Annotated in this window: 16 protein-coding genes; 2 read left to right on the top strand and 14 right to left on the bottom strand. The window is 60.6% G+C overall.

Annotation, left to right across the window (positions count from 1 at the left end):
* The first annotated feature begins 180 nt into the window (after positions 1-180).
* Positions 181-1,119: a site-specific integrase gene (locus J1D76_RS18200; protein ID WP_421139649.1), complete on the top strand. Its 939-nt coding sequence runs from the start codon at positions 181-183 to the stop codon at positions 1,117-1,119.
* 4 nt (positions 1,120-1,123) lie between these two features.
* On the opposite strand, the gene J1D76_RS18195 is transcribed toward J1D76_RS18200, so the two are convergent.
* The 12 genes from J1D76_RS18195 to J1D76_RS18140 form a co-directional block, all read right to left on the bottom strand.
* Positions 1,124-2,191, bottom strand: coding sequence for an ABC transporter ATP-binding protein (locus J1D76_RS18195; RefSeq protein ID WP_421139648.1), 1,068 nt, complete (start codon positions 2,189-2,191; stop codon positions 1,124-1,126).
* Positions 2,188-3,786, bottom strand: a complete 1,599-nt coding sequence (locus J1D76_RS18190; protein ID WP_421139647.1) for an ABC transporter permease — start codon at positions 3,784-3,786, stop codon at positions 2,188-2,190. Before J1D76_RS18190 ends, J1D76_RS18195 begins: the two co-directional genes overlap by 4 nt.
* Positions 3,787-3,790: 4 nt before the next feature.
* Complete coding sequence (locus J1D76_RS18185; protein ID WP_421139646.1) at positions 3,791-4,804, bottom strand: iron ABC transporter substrate-binding protein; 1,014 nt, start codon at positions 4,802-4,804, stop codon at positions 3,791-3,793.
* A gap of 260 nt (positions 4,805-5,064) precedes the next feature.
* Positions 5,065-6,786, bottom strand: a complete 1,722-nt coding sequence (gene arnT / locus J1D76_RS18180; protein WP_421139645.1) for a lipid IV(A) 4-amino-4-deoxy-L-arabinosyltransferase — start codon at positions 6,784-6,786, stop codon at positions 5,065-5,067.
* A 174-nt stretch (positions 6,787-6,960) separates the two neighbouring features.
* Positions 6,961-7,617, bottom strand: coding sequence for a histidine phosphatase family protein (locus tag J1D76_RS18175; protein WP_421139644.1), 657 nt, complete (start codon positions 7,615-7,617; stop codon positions 6,961-6,963).
* A 299-nt stretch (positions 7,618-7,916) separates the two neighbouring features.
* A complete protein-coding gene (locus tag J1D76_RS18170) occupies positions 7,917-8,474 on the bottom strand; it encodes a PqiC family protein (protein WP_421139642.1) in 558 nt (185 codons plus the stop codon).
* 17 nt (positions 8,475-8,491) lie between these two features.
* Entirely contained in the window at positions 8,492-10,168 is a 1,677-nt protein-coding gene (locus J1D76_RS18165; protein ID WP_421139641.1) for an intermembrane transport protein PqiB, read from the bottom strand.
* Positions 10,149-10,805 carry a paraquat-inducible protein A gene (locus J1D76_RS18160; RefSeq protein ID WP_421139639.1) on the bottom strand — a complete coding sequence of 219 codons (657 nt, stop codon included), beginning with the start codon at positions 10,803-10,805 and terminating at the stop codon, positions 10,149-10,151. Before J1D76_RS18160 ends, J1D76_RS18165 begins: the two co-directional genes overlap by 20 nt.
* On the bottom strand, positions 10,802-11,398 hold the full coding sequence (locus J1D76_RS18155; protein ID WP_421139638.1) for a paraquat-inducible protein A: 597 nt from the start codon (positions 11,396-11,398) through the stop codon (positions 10,802-10,804). Before J1D76_RS18155 ends, J1D76_RS18160 begins: the two co-directional genes overlap by 4 nt.
* Positions 11,399-11,670: 272 nt before the next feature.
* Positions 11,671-12,972, bottom strand: a complete 1,302-nt coding sequence (locus J1D76_RS18150) for an NAD(P)/FAD-dependent oxidoreductase (RefSeq protein ID WP_421139637.1) — start codon at positions 12,970-12,972, stop codon at positions 11,671-11,673.
* Positions 12,969-14,057, bottom strand: coding sequence for a polyamine ABC transporter substrate-binding protein (locus tag J1D76_RS18145; RefSeq protein ID WP_421139636.1), 1,089 nt, complete (start codon positions 14,055-14,057; stop codon positions 12,969-12,971). The genes J1D76_RS18150 and J1D76_RS18145 overlap by 4 nt, the downstream gene beginning before the upstream one ends.
* A 152-nt stretch (positions 14,058-14,209) precedes the next feature.
* Entirely contained in the window at positions 14,210-15,568 is a 1,359-nt protein-coding gene (locus J1D76_RS18140; RefSeq protein ID WP_103393529.1) for a glutamine synthetase family protein, read from the bottom strand.
* Between the two features lie 161 nt (positions 15,569-15,729).
* Here J1D76_RS18140 and J1D76_RS18135 point away from each other — a divergent pair, with 161 nt between their 5' ends.
* Positions 15,730-16,674: a helix-turn-helix domain-containing protein gene (locus J1D76_RS18135; RefSeq protein WP_421139635.1), complete on the top strand. Its 945-nt coding sequence runs from the start codon at positions 15,730-15,732 to the stop codon at positions 16,672-16,674.
* On the opposite strand, the gene J1D76_RS18130 is transcribed toward J1D76_RS18135, so the two are convergent.
* Together J1D76_RS18130 and J1D76_RS18125 are read right to left on the bottom strand one after the other, a co-directional pair.
* A complete protein-coding gene (locus J1D76_RS18130; RefSeq protein ID WP_421139634.1) occupies positions 16,671-17,267 on the bottom strand; it encodes a helix-turn-helix domain-containing protein in 597 nt (198 codons plus the stop codon). The two genes, J1D76_RS18135 and J1D76_RS18130, sit on opposite strands and share 4 nt — an antisense overlap.
* A 165-nt stretch (positions 17,268-17,432) precedes the next feature.
* Positions 17,433-19,388, bottom strand: a complete 1,956-nt coding sequence (locus J1D76_RS18125; RefSeq protein WP_421139633.1) for an FAD-dependent oxidoreductase — start codon at positions 19,386-19,388, stop codon at positions 17,433-17,435.
* Positions 19,389-19,425: the final 37 nt, after the last annotated feature.

The raw sequence follows: 19,425 nt of genomic DNA, 5'->3' as shown, positions 1-19,425 counted from the left end.
AAAGCGCATGAAAAAACGGTTGGGGAATCGTTTTATCTGAGGGCTATTAAGCCGCTGTTCAGACTTCCTCCGTTTATCGCGTTTTTTAGGAAAAGGCCTACAGAAGTATTGTCTTTTATTTGATCGTTATTTCACCTCTTAGTTGTTTCATAGAACTGTTTACATTCAAGGCCGTTTCGTTTGATTGACTTACCTGCAACTGATTCACGCCCATTACTCACCAATCCGCTGACTCTCTATCTGGCGCGTCTGGCGCCGTCCAGCCAGCTGACCATGCGTTATGTGCTGCAGGATGCCGCCGATCGCCTGGGGTTCGAAGACCAGGATATCGAGGAGATACCGTGGCACGACTTGCAGCCTGAAGACGTGATCGCCCTCGTGGCCACCTTGCGTTCGGACGGTTACGCGCCCAATACCTCGTCGCTCTATGTCAATGCCGTGCGTGGCGTGATGAACGAGGCGTGGCGCATGAGCCTGATCTCTCAGGAACATCTGTTGAAGCTGCGTTCGGTTAAGGGCATTGCCGGTACGCGGTTGTCCCAGGGGCGTAATCTCAGGCGCTCGCTGATTCAGGAGTTAATGGCGGTCTGCGCGGCCGATCCGCGGCCACAAGGCCTGCGGGACGCGGCGATCATCGGGATTTTGTACGGGTCGGGAATGCGCAAGTCGGAATCGGTGAACCTGGAATTGAATCAGGTCGACTTCACCGAGCGCAGCCTGCGAGTGACGGCCAAGGGCAACAAGCAGTTGATCAAGTACGCGCCGGCCTGGGCCTTCGCCAAACTTCAAGCCTGGCTGGAGCTGCGCCGCTCAATGCTCAAGGAGGGGGAGTCGGACGACCCGTTCCTGTTCAACCGCATCCGCCGTGGCAGCCACATCACCCGCGAGCGCATCACCAAGCATGCGATCTACTACATTGCCCGGCAGCGTGGCGCGCAGGTTGGGGTGAAAATCATGCCCCACGACTTCCGGCGTTCATTTATAACCCGGGTGATCGAAGAGCATGATTTGTCGATTGCGCAGAAACTCGCGCACCACAGCAACATCCAGACCACCGCGAACTATGATGTGCGCGATGACAACGAGCGGCGTCGCGCCGTGGACCGATTCGACCTTTGAGCGTTTACGCCTCGCTCAACACGTGGGCATGGCCAATGGTCGAGACCTGAACCGCGCTGCCGGCCGGTGGCGCATACATGCCTGAGCTGCGCACCAGCAGCGATCGGCCCGGTTGCTGGTGGTTCAATGCCTGCAACTCCACCGTCAGCGTACAGGTGTTGCCGCTGAAATCGCGGTCAGTGACCATGGCCCGGCAGCCACTGGCTTCCGGATCATCGGGGTGGACGCTGGCCAGTTGCAGCTGTTCGGGGCGCAGCATGATTTGAGCCGCGCTGTTGTTGCGGTGATTGTTGACCGGGATACGCCCCAGGTCGCAATGGGCCCAACCGGCCTCGATGCGCGCCGGCATGACCACGGCATCCCCCAGGAACAGCGCGGTCTGCTCGTCTTCGGGGTAGCGGTAGAGGTCCAGCGGATGGCCGGACTGGACCAGTCGGCCGTGACGCATCACCGCCAACTGATCGGCGAATGACAAGGCCTCACTCTGGTCATGGGTGACCAGGATGGTGGTGACGCCCGCGTCTTCCAGCAGCCGCGCCACCATTTTGCGCATCGCGGCGCGCAACCCGGTATCGAGCGCCGAGAACGGCTCGTCCAGCAGCATCAGTCGTGGTTGTTGCGCCAACGCCCGAGCCAGGGCCACGCGCTGTTGCTGACCACCGGAGAGTTCATGGGGCCAGCGCTCGGCCATCGTCGCGTCCAGCGCCACGCTGTCCATCAATTCAGCGACGCGTTGCTGTTTTTCGGTGCCCTTGGTCGACAAGCCAAAGCCGATGTTCGCCGCCACGGTCATGTGCGGGAACAGGGCGCCGTCCTGAGGCACATAGCCGATCAGGCGTTGGTGCGCCGGCACTTCGTGGGTGCCGTCGACCAGGGTCTGGCCATTGAGCGTCAGGCGCCCGGAGTCGGGGAATTCGAAGCCGGCGATCATCCGCAGCAACGTGGTCTTGCCCGAGCCGGAAGGGCCGACGATGACCGTGCGACTGCCGCTCGGTACCGACAGGCTGACATTGTCCAGGGCGCGATGGGCGCCGTAGGATTTGTAGAGGGCGTTCAGTTCAAGAGTGTTCATCGGCCAGCCGTTTTTTTCGATTGGTGATAAAGAAGTCCGGTCAGCGGCAGCGACAGCACAACCATCAGTAAGGCGTAGGGCGCCGCAGCGGCGTAATCGATTTCGCTGGTCAGCGCCCAGAATCCGGTCGCCAGCGTGCGCGTGCCGTTCGGCGCCAGCAGCAGGGTCGCGGTCAGTTCGTTGGTGATCGCCAGGAACACCAGCGCCGCACCGGCGGCGGCCCCCGGCGCGGCCAGGCGCAAGGTAATCAGCCACAGGGCCCGGGCGGGCGAACGGCCAAGGCTGCGGGCGATGTTTTCCAGCTCCACCGGGGCCTGGGCGATACCGGCGCGCAGGCTGACGAGGGCGCGCGGCAGGAACATCAGCAGGTAGGCCAGCAACACGGTGAAGGTGGTCTGGTAGATCGGCCGGGCGAAATGGATAGTGACGGTCACCAGGGCCAGCGCCACGATGATGCCCGGCAGGGAACTGGTGATGTAGTTGCAGCTTTCCAGTACCCGCTGCATGCGGCCGGGGTAACGGATCGACAGCCAGGCAATCGGGATCGCCGCGCAGGTGGTCAGTGCCGCGCCGGCGACACCGAGCAATAGGGTTTGCTCCAGGGCGGGCAGCAATTCGGCCATGTCCCAGACGTCCACGCCGCCGGCGATCAGCCATTTGCCCAGGGTGATCAGCGGAACACCGAGGGCCAGGGCGCAGGTCAGGATTTGCAGGGCCAGCGATAGCAGCGTTGCCGGGGTTTTCAGGACGACGAGGCGTTGCTCACGGGCACTCCCCGAACCGACGCGAGCGTAGCGCGCGGACCCCCGGGCAGCGGATTCGGCCGTCAACATCGCCAGGCAACACAGCGCCAGCACACTGGCCAGCATGTGCGCCGCCGCACCGTTGAAGGTCGATTTGAACTGGTCAAAGATCGCGGTGGTGAAGGTGTCGAAGCGAATCATCGCGTACAACCCGTATTCGGCCAGCAGGTGCAGGCCGACGAGCAGGGCGCCACCGCAAATCGCCAGTCGCAACTGCGGCAGGACCACGCGGAAAAAAACTTTCCAAGGCTTGAGCCCCATGGACTCGGCGACGTCTTCAATGGCCGGGTCGAGCCGGCGCAAGGTCGCCGCTACCGGCAAATACAGGAATGGGAAGTAAGCGATGACCGAGACCAGGACACCGGCAAACAGCCCGTGAATCGGCGGCACCAGGCTGACCCAGGCGTAGCTGTGAACGAACGCGGGTACCGCCAGCGGAGCAGTGGCCAGCAACGACCACCAGCGCCGTCCCGGCAAGTTCGTGCGTTCGGTGAGCCACGCCAGCGTCACCCCCAGCGCAACGCACAAGGGAATCGTCAGCAGCACCAGCAACACGGTGTTGACCAGCAGTTCACCGACCCGGGGGCGGAATACCAGTGTCACAACGGTTGACCAGCCTGTCTGCAGGGACACGGCAATAACGTAGGCAATCGGTACCAATGCCAGTAACGAAACCAGCACCGACAAACCGATCACCCATACACCGCCACGCCCGGCAAAGACTCCGCGGGAACGTCGACGCAAATACGCGGGTGTCGCCTCAGCGACCCCCGCAGGCAGGGTTTCAGGCATCAATTTAAAGCAGTCCGGCCTGTGTCATCAGCTCTACGGCTTTTTTGCTGTCGAGTTTGGAAGCATCGACAGTCGGCGCATCGAGTTGATTCAGAGGCACCAGTTTAGGGTTGGATTCAGCGCCTTTGCCCACCGCGTACTCAAACGACTTGCCGTCCTTCAGCACGGTCTGGCCGTCCTTGCCGGTAATGTATTTGAGGAACGCCTGGGCTTGGTCTTTGTGCTTGCTGGAGGCGAGGACGCCGCCGCCGGAGATGCTAACAAAAGCGCCCGGGTCTTTGTGCTTGAAATAGTGCAGGGTGGTGTTTTTGCTGTTTTCGCCGGTCTTGGACTGATCGACCAGGCTGTAGTAGTGGTAGATCACGCCGCTTTCGATCTGCCCGGCGTTCACCGCTTTTAGCACCGCGCTGTTACCACGATAGTTGGAATAGTTGGTTTTCATCGCTTTCAACCATTCCAGCGTGGCGGCTTCACCCTTTTGCTGGAGGATGGCAGCAACGATGGCCTGGAAGTCGGCACCGCCTGGGGAGGCGGCCCAACGACCTTTCCAGCTAGGGTTGGCCAGGTCCATGATCGACTTCGGCAGATTGGCTTCCGACAGTTTGCTTGGGTTGTACACAAACACTGTGGAGCGGGCGGCGATGCCGACCCATTTACCGTGGGCCGGGCGATACGCGGAGTCGACTTGCTCCAGGGTGGTCTTGTCGACAGGTGCAAAAAGCCCGGCATTGTCGACCAGCACCATGGCCGGGGAGTTCTCGGTCAGGAACACGTCTGCCGGGGAGGCCGCGCCTTCCTGCACGATCTGGTTGCCCATCTCGGTGTCATCGCCGTTGCGCAAGGTGACCGGGATGCCCGTTTCCTGGGTGAAGCCCTCGACCCAGGCCTTGGTCAAGCCTTCGTGTTGCGCGTTGTACACCACGATGCCGACGGAATCAGCTGCATAGACCTGGCCGGCGCTCAGCAGCGCGGTGGCCAGCAGGGCTTTTTTCAAGAACGAAGGGATGTTGGGGATCATTCTGCGGGCTGCTCCTGGTGCATTTTTTTGAAAGTCATGCGCAATGAAACGCTTGTAAACCAATGCGAATCATTTGCATGTTTTGAAATTGCAGGGAATGTAGAGATGCAAATGAGAAAATAACGTCAAAAAAACCGTTAATACATGTCATTGTCATTCAGATTAGCAGCAGTGTGCCAGCGGTGATTGCAAACACCGAAGCAGAAATGAAAAAACCCGAGAGGCCGCAACTGCCTTTCGGGTTTTTTGCACTGTGATTATCAGGGGCGGGTTTGCGGGAAAATAAAGACCTGCAGGTTGCCACGCTGATAGTGTTTACCGTCGGTGGGCAGTGCTTCGACTTCCTGAATTTCAGCGACGCTATTGACCCTCATTACAACGCCGACCGCGCCCTTTTTACGCGCTTCGATCATCCATTGGCCGACGTCATGCTGGGTCACCCTGCGTGACGCCGCTGCGGGATCCGAGAGGCCGTATTTCAGCTCGCCGACCACATCGTAAAGCGCGACTTCCGGTCGCTTGGTCAACCAGGACAGGGCCGAGGCGGCTCCCAGATCGTTGCTCAGCAGCGTGGTGGTCTGGTTCAGACTGTCCAGGTGCTCGGAGATAAACCGGTCGGGCATCTTGCTGTCGACGATTTGGCTCGGCATGGCGGCGGGCAGCAGGGCCACCAATAACCAGATGCCGAGGGCCGGCATCGACCAAAGGGTCAACGGCCGCAGGATTTGCAAGGCGTTGGCGATGATCCAGCCCAGCAGCACGATGAACGCCAGGGACAGGCTGAGCATCTCGGTGTTTTCGAACACCTCTTTGCGCAACTGCAGGTACAGCAAGGCAATCAGCGCTGCAGTGGCAATCACCACGTTGAGGCAACCGTTAATACGCAGGATGCGTCCTTTGGACTGGTCCAGCAGGTGGGTCACCGCATGCCCCATCAGCAGTGCCAACGGCAACAGGCACGGCATGATGTAGGTCGGCAGCTTGCCACTGCTCAGACTGAAGATTGCCAAGGGCAACAGCATCCATAGCAGCAGAAACGCGCTGACCGGCTGGCGCTTGTTGTGCCAGGCCTGGATGAATGTGGTCGGCAACAATGCAGACCACGGCAGCACCGACACCACCAGCATCGGCAGGTAGAACCACCACGGGCGGGCGTGTTGCGCATTGTCGGCGGCGAAGCGGCGGACGTGCTCGTTCCAGAAGAAGAAATTCCAGAAATCTGGTTCCTGATGGTGGATGGCCAACGCCCAGGGCAAGCAGGCCGCCGCCGCGACCACAACGGCCAGTGGCCCGTATCGCAACAGTTCGCCGACGCGACGTTGCCAGACCATATAGGGCAGGGCGATCACGGCCGGCAGTAACCACGCCAGAAAACCCTTGGTCATGAAGCCCATGCCGCACGCGACGCCGAGCATCACCCACGCACCTAGCCTTGCACGCGAGGTACGGCTGTCGATGGCAAACCACAGGGACACCAGGCTCAGGTTGACCCAAAGGGTAAACTGCGGATCGAGGTTGGCGTAACCGGCCTGGCCGGCAATCAGCCCGAAGCTCATGTACAGCAGTGCGCAGGCAAAGCTTTTGCGCGGATCACCCCAGAATCGACGGGCAATCAAGTAGGCCAGCCACACACTGAGCCCGGTACTCACCGCCGACGCAATGCGCACGCCAAACAGATTGTCACCGAATACGGCTTGGCCGATGGCGATCATCCAGTAACCGGCAATCGGTTTTTCGAAGTAACGCAAGCCCATGAAGTGCGGCGAAATCCAGTTGCCACCTAGAAGCATTTCCTGGCTGACCTGGGCATAGCGGGTTTCATCGGGAATCCACAACCCGTGGCTGATCAGCGGCAGCAGGTAGAACGCAAAGAACGCCAGGACCAAGGCGAACAGCATCCAGCGTTCCTGATTAGAAGAGGACGGCGCCGACAGGTGAGAAGAATGGCCGGAAACCTGCGGCAATGATTGATTTGATGTCATGACTCGACCTTGGTGCTGAGTTGTCTGGTTTAAAACAGTGGGCAACTAGCAAGAGAGAAAGTCGGGATGATAGTGAGCCGCGAGAAGTGCACGAACACTTCTCGCTGTTCCGTTCAGGCTTCATTCAGTCCGCTTTGAAATAGTTTGTTGCCAAAGTTTTCCGTGCGTAATGACTCAGTTTTTTTCTTGCAGAAGGGTGTTCCAGTCCCCGGCATTCACTATGCCCAGAACTTGCAGTTGGCCAGTGCCATCAATGCGCACGAACAACGAGCTGCCGTATTCGGCGTCTTTTGCCGCATGCTTGAGGCCGGTCTGCTTTTCAAAATCGGAGATGCAACCGCTGTGAGTAACCAGAACCAGGTTGCGGTGGGCGACCTTGTGGGCAACAACGTCATTGCGCAGGGTGGTGCCACAGGTTGCCAGCCACTCTTGGGTCCGTGGGTCGCTGTTGAACATGTAGTGCGCGGTCTGCACCGTGCGCGTAACCGGGCTGGTCAGGATGTCGGTTTGCGACAAGCCCAGGCGCGTCAGGCCCTGGCCGACACCGGCCGCCGCTTCACTGCCGACCTTGGTGATGCCGTCAGCCGGGCCCAGGCAAGGGTTGCTCGAACGGTCGCAGCGCTCGGTATGACGCACCAACACCGCGATTTCGCCGGCACTCCACTGTTGCAGCAACTGGGTGCGGGCCTTAGCGCCCTCGTGGGCCAGGTTGGTCGGGGATTTTGGCCACAGGACGAAGCCCGTGCCCAGCAGGGCGACGGTCAGTGCGCCAATGGCAACGACTGATTTCGAAAGGCGCGAAGACGGTTTACGCGAGACGGAATTGACCAAGTTTGTCCACCAATGGAAGCGCCAGGGAAAGTGCCGTTAAACACAACGTCAAACAGCACAAAATTTCGCCGAGACTAAGTTGAGCGAAGTAATTGGTGCACAGGCTAATTCCGGGCAAGTGTCGGAGCGGTGAAAGGAATGTGAAAAAATTGCAGCGCAGGGTTGGGCAGATAATTAGCGGCTTACTGGGAATTGTTATCTTTTGCTGTTACTCGGGAAAGCAACAAGGGGCAGTAGGGATTTGTACCAGATGTAACGACGCACTTGTCGCCGTTACATCCGCAGGAGGAGAAACGACCTCAGGGCGAAGGACAGGTCGCTTGGGGACGGGTGGCCGCCTGGCTGATCAGTGCGGCCAGGCGCTTGATGTTGTTTTGCTGGGCCAGCACCAGTTCATCGATGCTCGGGCCTGACGGCGTTTGCAGGGTGCTGCGGCAAACCACTCGTGCCGTGTCGCCGGCACTGGCACTGCGCAGGCGCCACTTCACATCCATCAACGCGTATTGACCGGGAACCGAGTCAAAACGCTGCACATCGACCCGCACCGAATGCTTGCCTTGTGCCGGGGTGTTGCTCAACTGATCGGCCAGTGCGCTGCGAAACTCATCGACCAGGGTGGCGGCCCACCACTGGGTTTCCAGGATTGCCAGGCCACTGTTGCCCTGGCGAATGACGATTTGCGCACGATCGACTTGGGGCGGCACGCTGACCGTTTCGATCTGGATCACCCCGGTGGTGGTTTTTGAGTGATCGCCCACCTGCGTCGGGGTCAGGGTGTGGAATTGAATCGGATCACTGCGGCAAGCGGCGAGCAGCAACATCGCAGTAACCAGTGTCAACTTCAGCGGTAAAGCCATGGGTATTGCTCCTGTGCTCAATTGCGCGGTGGCCCTTGCAGGTCAGCGGGTGCGGCATTGTTCGGACGGCCGCGAATCAGCGATTCCGGATGCCGTCCCAGGTAATCCGAAAGATCACGCAAGGATCTCGACGTACGTCCCAGCTCTTCCAGGGTCTGCGACAATTTTTCCCGTTGTGGCGAGTCCTCGGCCAGGGTCGAACTGGCTGATTTGAGCGTTGTGTTAGCGGTGTCCAGCGTCTTGCTGAGGTCCGCCATGGTCGATTGCGCGCCAGGCAGGATCTTGCCGTTGAACTGCATCATGCCTTTGCGCAGTTCGACGAGATTACCGTCAAGATTGCCGGCGATTCGTTCGATAGGCAGTTTGTTGATCTTGTCGACCATCGATTCCAGTTTTTCCTGCAGTTGCTCCAGGCTACCCGGTATGGTCGGGATCACGACAGGGCGAGCGTTTGCATCGAACGCGACTTTTTCGGCCTTGGGATAGAAATCCAGGGCGATGTACAACTGGCCGGTGAGGAAGTTGCCGGTACGGGCCTGGGCACGCAGGCCGTTCTCGATGAAAGTGCCGATCAGCCGCACGCTACCGGCTTCGTCATTGGGGTCATGATTGAGTGCCTTGATCATTTTCAGGTGAGCCTGGCCCAGGCGTTGCGGGTAGATCACGATGCCGACGTTGACCGGGAAGGAACGTTTTTTCTCGTCGTAATCCAGATTTACCGAGACCACCTTGCCGATTTCCACGCCGAGGAACTCGACTGGCGCATCGACCTTCAACCCGCGCAGTGCCTGGTCGAAGCGCATGGCCAGGTATTGCGGCTTGCCGTTGGGCGGGGCGAGGGCGGTTTGCGGGTCGTCGAACAGTTCGTAGGCATACTCGGCGGCAGCCGGTTTGTCGTTGGGGCTGTAATCCGGCGCGCGGAAGGCAATACCGCCCACCAGCAGTGAAGACAAGGATTCAGTCTTGACCGCGAACCCGTTGGCGCCGACGTTCACGTCAATGCCGCTGGCATTCCAGAACCGGGTGTTTTCGGTGACGTACTTGTCGTTGGGTGCATGAATGAACAACTCGATGTTCACGCCCTTGCCATCGGGGTCCAGGGCGTAGGCCACCACTTGGCCGACCGGGATCTTGCGGTAGTAAACCGGAGAACCGATGTCCAGCGACCCCAGGTCCTGGGTAAACAGGGTAAAACGCTTGCCCGGCTCGCCATAAGTGATGGGCGGTGGGTTTTCCAGCCCCTTGAAGTGTTTCGCCCGGCCATTCGCCTGGCCGATATCGGCGCCGATGTAGTCGCCCGACAGCAAGGTATCGATGCCTGACACGCCGCCGGCGCCAATGCGCGGGCGCACCACCCAGAACTGCGAATCTTCACGGGTGAAGCTTTCCGCCTGCTTGGCGAGCTTGATGGTGGCATTGACGCTCTTCTGGTCATCGGCCAGTTCCACGTCGGAGACATGACCGATCACCACATTGCGGTACTTGACCTCGGTCTTGTTCGCCGTTAGGCCGTCGCCGGTCTTGAACGTGATAACGATGACCGGGCCTTGCTGCAAAATGCTGTGTACCACCAGCGAAATACCCACCAGCACCGCGACGATCGGAACAATCCAGACCAGCGAAACGCTGAAGCGGCGGGTCTTGATCGGCGCCTGCCCGGGGGCTTGCGGCCCGTCAGTGGCTTGTGACTTCATCCGTGACCTCCTCATTGTGTGGATTTTCCCGCTCTTTATCCCAGATCAAGCGTGGATCGAAACTCATGGCCGCCAGCATGGTAAACACCACCACCAGGCCAAAAAACAGAATGCCCGGCCGCGGTTCGATGTCGGCCAGGGCCTGGAATTTCACCAGCGAGGCCACCAGGGCGACCACGATCACATCGAGCATCGACCAGTAGCCGATGACTTCTACGAATCGATACAGCGTCGAGCGTTCCTTGCGCGCCCACTCGCTGTCGCGTTGCACAGTGACCAGCAGCAAGGTGATGGCGACGAACTTGATGCCCGGCACCGCGATACTGGCGATGAAAATGATCAGGGCGATGTCCCAGGCCCCGGCTTCCCAGAATTCCAGCACACCGCTCATGATCGTGCTGTCGGCGCCATTGCCGACCATCTGTGTGTTCATCACCGGTAACAGGTTGGCCGGGATGTAGAACACCAGCGCCGCAAGCATGTACGCCCAGGTGCGCGTCAGCGAATTGCTTTTGCGCCGATGCAGCGCTGCACCGCAACGCTCGCATTCGTGCGGATCGCCCGTCGTGTCACAGGCCAGCCCGCAGGTGTGGCACAGGCACAGGTTGAGCTCGTCGGCGTACGGAGGCGAACTCATAGACTGTCCCAGAGTTCGCGGATATCGCGCCCGGCGATGCGGATCATCATCAGGCTCAGCGCCGCCAGGGCGAACAAGCCAATGCCGGGCAGCACATCGAGCAGGCCGGCGAGCTTGATCACCGCGACCATCGCCCCCAAAAGGCAGACTTCGAGCATGCTCCAGGGACGCAAAGCTTCCAGCCAGCGCATGCAGAGTTTGAAGCCGGGCGAGCGTTGATGCCCAAGGGCAAACCCCAGCACCCAGATCAACAGCATCAATTGAAAGATCGGCGCGATGATCATCGCGATGGCTGCCACCATGGCAATGAACGTGATCGGCCCCATGCTCAGGGCGAGCACGGAGTCCCAAAGCGTTGCGCTGTTTTTGACGCCATTGAAGCTGATGCTCATCACCGGATAGAAATTGGTGAATATCCAGAGCATCAGCGCCGTGAAGGTCAACGCCAGACGTTGTTCCACGGTGAGGCCGTTATAGCGCTGAAGCACACCGCCGCAGCGTGTGCACAGGGTTTTCTGATGTTTGGCGAGCGATACTTTTTCATACACGCTGTCGCAGTGCTCGCAGATGATCAGCTGATCGGTAGTTGCCATGGGCCAAGCTCAACAGGAGGCAGGAAATTCAGAGCACCCCCTCAATATAGAAGTGACTCGCGATTGAGCAAATCGAAAGTCGAAACAATGGGATAAAAGCAGCGCTAGCACTTTATGGCGGGCATTTTGCGTTCAGGCGCGCATATTGTGGCGAGGGGGCTTGCCCCCGTTGGGGCGCGTAGCGGCCCCCCAAGCGATCCTTCAGGCGCCGGATTTGCGACTGCTGCGCAGCCGAACGGGGGCAAGCACCCTTGCCACAGGGGTTGCAGGGTTTAGCTGAGCACGTCGCGCATCCGATACCAGAACATACCCAGGGCCAGCAGCGGTGAGCGCAAGGCGCGCCCGCCCGGGAAGGTCATGTGTGGCACGGCGCTGAACACGTCGAAGCCTCTGCTGTGGCCGACATGGATCGCTTCGCCCAGCAATTTCGCGCACCAGTGGGTCACGTTCAGGCCATGGCCGGAATAGCCCTGGGCATAGAACACGTTCGGGTGCTGGCTCAGGCGTCCGACCTGCGGGAAGCGGTTGGCCGAGATGCCGATCTTGCCGCCCCACTGGAAGTCGATGCGCACATCGGCCAATTGCGGGAACACTTTGAGCATTTGCGGACGCATATAGGCGCTGATGTCCGCAGGATCGCGTCCGGAGTAATGGCACGCGCCGCCGAACAGCAGCCGCCGATCCGCCGAGAGCCGGTAGTAATCCAGGCCGACCTTCTGGTCGCACAGCGCGAGGTTGTGCGGGATCAGCTTGGCGGCGGCCTCTGGCGACAGGGGCTCGGTGGCGATGATGTAGCTGCCGGCCGGCAGCACCTTGCCGCTGAGCTTCGGTTCGAGCTCTTCCAGGTGCGCATTGCAGGCCAACACCAGCGTGCCTGCGCGTACCGTGCCACCGGCGCAACGGACCTGCACCGTGCTGCCGTGAATCAATTCCAGTACCGGGCTCTGCTCGAAAATCTGCACCCCCAGCGACTCGGCCACTTGCGCTTCGCCCAGCGCCAGGTTCAGTGGATGCAAGTGCCCAGAGCCCATGTCCACCAGGCCACCGGCATACACCCCGGAGTTGACCACTTGCTCACGGATCTGCTCCGGTGCGACCAGTCGGGTTTCAAAGGCGTAGCCGGTTTCGTTCAGTTCGGCCTGCTCGGCCTTGAATGCCTTGAACTGGGCCGGCGTGTTGGCCAGTTCGCAAAAGCCCCAGCTCAGATCGCAATCGATGCCGTGTTCACGGATACGATTGGCCACCACTTGCACCGACTCGGTCCCGGCGTGCTCCAGGTATTGCACGCCATCGGTGCCGATGTGCTTGGCGAAACCGCTGACGTCATGGCCAATGCCACGAATCAACTGGCCGCCGTTGCGCCCGCTGGCGCCCCAACCAATGCGCCGGGCCTCCAGCAGGATCACCGACAGACCGCGTTGGGCCAGTTCGATGGCGGTGTTGATGCCGGTGAAACCCGCGCCGACCACGCAGACATCGGCCGTCAGGTCCGAGGCCAGCGCGGGGCGCTGCCTCAGTCCCTTGGCGGACGCCGCGTAGTAGGACAGGGTGTGTTCCTTGGTGTACTGATTCATTTGTTGGACTTCACTTTGCTCCACGAACGGGTCATCAGGCGCATGATCGACTGCGGCGGCGTGGTGGAGATGTAGAGTTTGTCGAGGACTGCCTGGGACGGGTACACCTCGGGGTTGCTGACCAGTTCAGGGTCCATGTACTGCTTGGCGGCCGGGTTCGGGTTGGCGTAACCGACCGAGGCGCTGACCTTGGCAATCACTTGCGGGTCCATCAGGTAATTGATGAAGGCATGCGCTTCTTTCGGGTTGCTCGCGTCAGCCGGGATGGCCAGCAGGTCGAACCACAGGTTGCTGCCTTCTTTCGGAATGGCGTAGGCAATGTTCACGCCGTTCTTGGCTTCCTTGGCGCGGTTGGCGGCCTGGAACACGTCACCCGAATAACCGAATGCCACGCAGATATCGCCGTTGGCCAGGTCCGACACGTACTTGGAGGAGTGGAAGTAGGTGATGTAAGGACGAATCTGGAGCAGCTTGGCCTCGGCCTTCTTGAAGTCCTCGGGGTTTTCGCTGCGCGGGTCCATGCCCATGTAGTTGAGCACTGCCGGGAACACTTCGTCCGCCGAGTCCATCATCGACACGCCGCAGGCGCTGAGTTTCTTGATGTTCTCCGGTTCGAACAGCACGGCCCAGGAATCGATATGGTCGATGCCCAGCACAGCCTTGACCTTGTCGACGTTATAGCCGATGCCGTTGGTGCCCCACAGGTACGGCACCGAATGCGAGTTGCCCGGATCGTTTTTCTCCAGCAGCGTCAGCAGTTTCGGGTCAAGGTTCTTGAAGTTCGGCAGTTGCTCGCGATCAAGCTTGAGGAATGCGCCGGCCTTTACCTGACGGGCGAGGAAGTGGTTGGACGGCACCACCACGTCGTAGCCAGTGCGGCCGGCGAGGAGCTTGCCTTCCAGGGTTTCATTGGAATCGAATACGTCGTAGATCACCTTGATCCCGGTCTTGGCCTGGAAGTCGGCGAGGGTGGTTTGGCCGATATAGTCGGTCCAGTTATAGACGCTGACCTGTGGCTGAGCGTGGACACCGGCGCTGAACACGGCCGCCAACGCGACCGGAACCATGGATTTCAAAAGACGCATGTCGATACCTTTTAGAGTTATTGGATTCTTCAGGTGATGTTTGGGTGTTCTGGCGGCCGTCTTCGCGAGCAGGCTCGCTCCTACATTTGGAGTGCATTTCCCCTGTAGGAGCGAGCCTGCTCGCGATGAGGTCGTTACGGACAGCGACGATCTCAGACGCTAAGCATCAGGAACTCACGCTCCCAGGAGCTGATCACGCGCTTGAAGTTCTCGTGCTCGGCACGCTTGACCGCGACGTAGCCGCGCACGAACTTGCTGCCCAGGTAACGGCTGATGGTGTCGCACTCTTCCATCTGGGTCAGGGCGTCTTCGATGGTGATCGGCAGGCGCAGGTTGCGGCGCTCGTAGGCGCGGCCCTGTACGGCGGCGCTCGGCTCGATGCGCTCGACCATGCCCAGGTAACCGCACAACAGGCTGGCGGCGATGGCCAGGTACGGGTTGGCGTCGGCGCCCGGCAAGCGGTTTTCCACGCGCATCGCATCCGGGCTGGAGGTCGGTACACGCAGGCCCACGGTGCGGTTTTCTTCGCCCCATTCGACGTTCACCGGAGCCGAGGTGTCCGGCAGGAATCGGCGGAACGAGTTGACGTTGGGCGCGAACATCGGCAGCACTTTCGGGATGTACTTCTGCAGGCCGCCAATGTGGTGCAGGAACAGCTCGCTCATGTTGCCATTGGCATCGGCGAAGATCGGCTGGCCAGTGGCGATGTCCACCACGCTCTGGTGAATGTGCATGGCGCTGCCCGGTTCATCGCCGACCGGCTTGGCCATGAAGGTCGCCGCCACGTTGTGCTTGAGCGCCGCCTCACGCATGGTGCGTTTGAACACGGTGATCTGGTCCGCCAGGTCCAGTGCGTTGCCATGACGGAAGTTGATTTCCATCTGCGCCGGACCGTCTTCGTGGATCAGCGTGTCGAGGTCCAGGCCTTGCAGTTCGCACCAGTCGTAGACGTCTTCGAACAGCGGGTCGAATTCGTTGGCCGCGTCGATGGAGAACGACTGGCGACCGCTTTCGGCGCGGCCCGAACGGCCCATCGGTGCCTTGAGTGGCAAGTCCGGGTCTTCGCAGCGCTGGGTCAGGTAGAACTCCATTTCCGGCGCAACGATCGGCCGCCAGCCCTTATCGGTATACAGCTGCAAGACTTTCTTCAGTACGTTGCGCGGTGACAGTTCGATCGGGTTGCCGAACTTGTCGAAGGTGTCATGGATGACAATGGCGGTCGGCTCGATGGCCCACGGCACCACGTAGACGGCGTCGGCATCGGGCTTGCAGACCATGTCGATGTCGGCGGGGTCGAGGAGGTCGTAGTAGATGTCGTCGTCGACAAAGTCCCCGGTTACCGTTTGCAACAACACACTTTCCGGCAGGCGCATGCCTCGCTCATGCAGGAACTTGTTGGTGGGTGCGATTTTGCCGCGTGCAATGCCGGTCAGGTCGCTGACGACGCACTCGACTTCGGTAATCTTGTGATCTTTCAGCCAAGTGAACAGCTGATCGAAAGGGACATTCATAAAGACCTCGTTATTGGTTTTATTAACGCCAGGAGAGGCCGGTTTCATCCGCCGGACACTTCCCCTGTAGCGCGTTGACGGCTATCTTGGGCGCGCCTTGCAGTTCCATCTATCCACTTTAAGCAGCCCAAAGCGCACCAAAAGAGTGCGCAAGGTCACCCATGACAGCTCCTACAACAGCGTGCAATTCACTTCAGGTCCAGGCCTTCAACACCGCCGATGTCGCCGAGCAAATCCGCGCCACGCCGGGTTGGGTCCAGCATTACCAACAGATGTCGCCGGGGCATTTCGCAGGCCTGGTGCGTTATCTGGATCTGCAGGGCGTGGAGATTTACGAAGAGTCGATGAACACCCGGGTCGAGCAGAATTTCAGCGCGCCGCAGGGCTCGCTTTCGTTCTGTTTCGATCGAGGTGACAACGCGCTGTACGTGTTGAACGGCGAAAGCGGCAACATCTGGATCACCCCGGAGAACTACCAGGAAATCGCCGTGGTGTTCGGGCCGGAGTTCGTCAAGCGCCACAGCCTGGACATTGCCCGGCTCGAAGGGCTGTTCATGGCGCCGCTCAATTCGCAACAGAATGCGCTGTTCTGTCGTTGGCTCAGCGGCACGTTGACGCGGTTGTCGCAGACGTTCGATCCGCCGAGCCGCGAAATGCTGACCCAACAGTTGCTGGAAGATTGCCTGTTCATTCTCGACAACGCCTGCATTGGCCTCGACCAGAGCGCATTACAGCGCCGTGCCGGGGAGCGGGCGATCATGAAACGGGTCGGGGAGTGGGCGGCGGACACCCCGGAAGAGCACCTCAACCTGCTGGAATTGTCCCAGGTCGCGGGGGTTTCACTGCGCCAGTTGCAGCACGCGTTCAAAACCTACACTGGCATGTCGCCGACCCAATGGCTGCGCCTGCGCCGGCTCAACAGCGCCCACCGCGAATTGCTCAGCCGCACGCCCACGCAAACCACCGTGGCCGAGGTGGCCATGCACTGGTCGTTCTGGCATTTGGGGCGGTTTTCCAGCAGCTATCGCGCGCTGTTCCAGGAGTTGCCGAGCGACACCCTCAAGCGTGCGAGCGTCACGCCACCATCCGGTCGCGGCCGGCGTTAGAACGTCGGCGGCGTAATCACCCAGATCACCACCGCGTCTACCTCGCCAGGATTGCCGTAGCGGTGCGGCTCCTGGCTGGAGAAGCTGAAGCTGTCGCCTTCGTTGAGCTGGAAATAGCGCTCGCCGACCCACAGTTCGAAACTGCCGGACAACAGAAAACCGGCTTCCTCGCCGTCGTGGCTGTAGCTTTGCTGGCTGTAGGTGCCGGGGGGGAAGCGCGAGTGGAGCATTTCCAGTTGGCGGTTGGCTTGCGGCGTCAGCAACTGGTCGACGATGCCGTCTTCGTAATGCACGTTCAGGCGGCTGTTCTTGCGCACGACGATGCCGTCATCTTCGGGCGCAGTGACCGCTTCACTGGCGAAGAACCATTGGATGGTGACGCCCAGGCTGCGGGCAATGTTGAACAGTGCCGGGATCGACGGGTAGGCGAGATTGCGTTCCAGCTGGCTGATGTAGCCGGCGGTGAGTTCGCTTTGTTGCGCCAGTTCCGCCAGGGTCATGCCCCGGCGTTTGCGCAGGCCGCGAATGCGCGTGCCGAGAAAATGCGGTTCGGCGCTGCCGCTGGCGGGCTGTGATTTGTTGCTGTTGCTCATGAAAAATTCCGAACCGGAGGAGGTGCGAATGACAGTCCCTTGTTGGAGCTGGCTTGCCAGCGAAGGCAGTCTGTCAGCCGACGAAAGGGTGGCTGATGCACCGCTTTCGCTGGCAAGCCAGCTCCTACAAAGTGCTGCGGCAAAGACCCCGGAGTATAAACAGGCTTAAAGCTCCCACGCGACTTTCAGGCCTTCATAAATCGCTTCTTCGGCGGTGCGTGGTGCCAGGCAGTCGCCGATGCGGCGAAACTCCACCAACCCTTGCAGCTCGGCACCGAGGGTATCGACCGGTTGATGGCCCTGGCACAGCACCAGCGTGTCGATGTTTTCCATCAGCATCGGTTCGCCGCTGGCGGTGTGTTGCAGATACACGGTATTGTCATCACAGCCATACAGCCGCGCGTAAGGCGTGATCGGCACGCCCAGCTTGTGCAGTTCGCCGGCCAGTTGGTCGCGCACGTACAGCGGCAGGTTTTCCCCGCAATGGGTACCGTTGACCGCCAATTGAACCTGATGCCCGGCGCGCACCAGACGCTCGGCGATGCCCGGGCCGATCCAGTCGCAGCGCCAGTCGACCACGACGACTGAACGGCCGATCTGTACTTTATCGCGCAGCACTTGCCAGGCGTCGACCACCTGCAATTCACCACCGCGCTCGAAGGGCGGCCAGTAGGGTTCGGCACCGGTGGCGACGATCACCATGTCGGGTTTTTCCTGCTCCACCAGTGCCCGGTCGACCCGCGTGTTGCGCACCACGCGCACGCCGGCCAGTTCCATTTCCCGCTGCAGGTTGGTGCTGGCACCGCCGAACTCGGCGCGCCGTGGCAGCAATTGCGCGAGCAACACCTGGCCGCCCAGTTGCGCATTGGCCTCGTACAGCGTCACCTCATGCCCGCGCTGGGCCGCGACGGTGGCGGCTTTCATCCCGCCCGGGCCACCACCGGCGACCATGATGCGTTTGCGAGTGGATGCTGGCCGGCGTTCACTGAAAATCAGCTCACGCCCGGTTTCCGGGTGCTGAATACAGGAAATCGGCAAGCCCTTGTGGAAGTGACCGATGCACGCCTGGTTGCAGGCAATACAGGCGCGCACGTCTTCGACACGGCCGCTGTCGGTCTTGTTGGGCATTTGTGGATCGCAGATCAACGCCCGGGTCATGCCGCACACATCGGCCTGGCCGCGAGCCAGGATCAGCTCGGCTTCCTGGGGCTGGTTGATGCGCCCGGTGACAAACAGCGGAATGTTCAAACCGGCCTTGAATGTCCCGGCTTCCTTGGCCAGGTACGCCGCTTCGATCGCCATCGGCGGCACGATGTGCACCGCGCCGCCAAGGGAGGCAGAGGTGCCGGCGACGATGTGCACGTAATCGAGTTGTGCTTGCAGCGATTGCACCGCGGCCAGGGATTCGTCCTCGGTCAGGCCTTCAGGGTCGCGCTCGTCGGCGGAGATGCGCAGGCCGACGATGAACTGTTCATCAGTCGCTACGCGCACGGCGGCAATCACTTCACGCAGGAATCGCAAACGCTGTTCCAGCTCACCGTTGTAGCCATCGGTGCGCCGGTTGACCCGTGGATTGATGAATTGCGCCGGCAGGTAACCGTGGCTGGCCACGACTTCGACGCCGTCGATCCCCGCCTGGTGCAGACGCCGGGCGGCAGCGGCATAACCGGCGACGATCTCGTCGATCATCGCTTGGTCCAGTGCACGGGGCATCACCCGGAACCGTTCGTTGGGCACCGATGAGGAGGAGTAGGCTACTGCCAGCAGGCCATCGCTGGATTCCATAATCTCCCGCCCCGGATGGAACACTTGGGACAGCACCACGGTGCCATGGGCATGGCAGGTTTGCGCCAGTTGGCGGTAGCCCTCGATGCAGGCGTCGTCGGTGGCCATCAGCACGTGGGAGGTGTAGCGCGCACTGTCATGTACACCGGCCACTTGCAGCACGATCAGCCCGGCACCGCCTTCGGCGCGCGCCCGGTGATAGGCGATCAATTGTTCGTTGACCAGATTATCGGTGGGCATCGAGGTGTCGTGCCCGCTGGACATGATGCGGTTTTTCAGGCGTTTGCCACGGATCTCCAAAGGTTCGAACAGGTGCGCGAAGGCGGGTGTCGGCATGGTGCGATTACTCCAGGCAACTGACTTTTGCAGGCGC

It is taken from the genome of Pseudomonas sp. NFX15 (assembly GCF_049132105.1).
Taxonomy (GTDB): Bacteria; Pseudomonadota; Gammaproteobacteria; order Pseudomonadales; family Pseudomonadaceae; genus Aquipseudomonas.
Note: the sequence above shows the minus strand (reverse complement) of the source record. Positions and strands in the feature narration are given on the sequence as shown.

What these genes read in the sequence shown, in the direction of transcription:
- J1D76_RS18125 (WP_421139633.1), bottom strand. Translation starts at nt 19,388, where the DNA reads ATGCCGACACCCGCCTTCGCGCACCTGTTCGAACCTTTGGAGATCCGT.
- J1D76_RS18190 (WP_421139647.1), bottom strand. Translation starts at nt 3,786, where the DNA reads ATGCCTGAAACCCTGCCTGCGGGGGTCGCTGAGGCGACACCCGCGTAT.
- J1D76_RS18135 (WP_421139635.1), top strand. Translation starts at nt 15,730, where the DNA reads ATGACAGCTCCTACAACAGCGTGCAATTCACTTCAGGTCCAGGCCTTC.
- J1D76_RS18140 (WP_103393529.1), bottom strand. Translation starts at nt 15,568, where the DNA reads ATGAATGTCCCTTTCGATCAGCTGTTCACTTGGCTGAAAGATCACAAG.
- J1D76_RS18160 (WP_421139639.1), bottom strand. Translation starts at nt 10,805, where the DNA reads ATGAGTTCGCCTCCGTACGCCGACGAGCTCAACCTGTGCCTGTGCCAC.
- J1D76_RS18165 (WP_421139641.1), bottom strand. Translation starts at nt 10,168, where the DNA reads ATGAAGTCACAAGCCACTGACGGGCCGCAAGCCCCCGGGCAGGCGCCG.
- J1D76_RS18155 (WP_421139638.1), bottom strand. Translation starts at nt 11,398, where the DNA reads ATGGCAACTACCGATCAGCTGATCATCTGCGAGCACTGCGACAGCGTG.
- J1D76_RS18170 (WP_421139642.1), bottom strand. Translation starts at nt 8,474, where the DNA reads ATGGCTTTACCGCTGAAGTTGACACTGGTTACTGCGATGTTGCTGCTC.
- J1D76_RS18130 (WP_421139634.1), bottom strand. Translation starts at nt 17,267, where the DNA reads ATGAGCAACAGCAACAAATCACAGCCCGCCAGCGGCAGCGCCGAACCG.
- arnT (WP_421139645.1), bottom strand. Translation starts at nt 6,786, where the DNA reads ATGACATCAAATCAATCATTGCCGCAGGTTTCCGGCCATTCTTCTCAC.
- J1D76_RS18195 (WP_421139648.1), bottom strand. Translation starts at nt 2,191, where the DNA reads ATGAACACTCTTGAACTGAACGCCCTCTACAAATCCTACGGCGCCCAT.
- J1D76_RS18150 (WP_421139637.1), bottom strand. Translation starts at nt 12,972, where the DNA reads ATGAATCAGTACACCAAGGAACACACCCTGTCCTACTACGCGGCGTCC.
- J1D76_RS18145 (WP_421139636.1), bottom strand. Translation starts at nt 14,057, where the DNA reads ATGCGTCTTTTGAAATCCATGGTTCCGGTCGCGTTGGCGGCCGTGTTC.
- J1D76_RS18185 (WP_421139646.1), bottom strand. Translation starts at nt 4,804, where the DNA reads ATGATCCCCAACATCCCTTCGTTCTTGAAAAAAGCCCTGCTGGCCACC.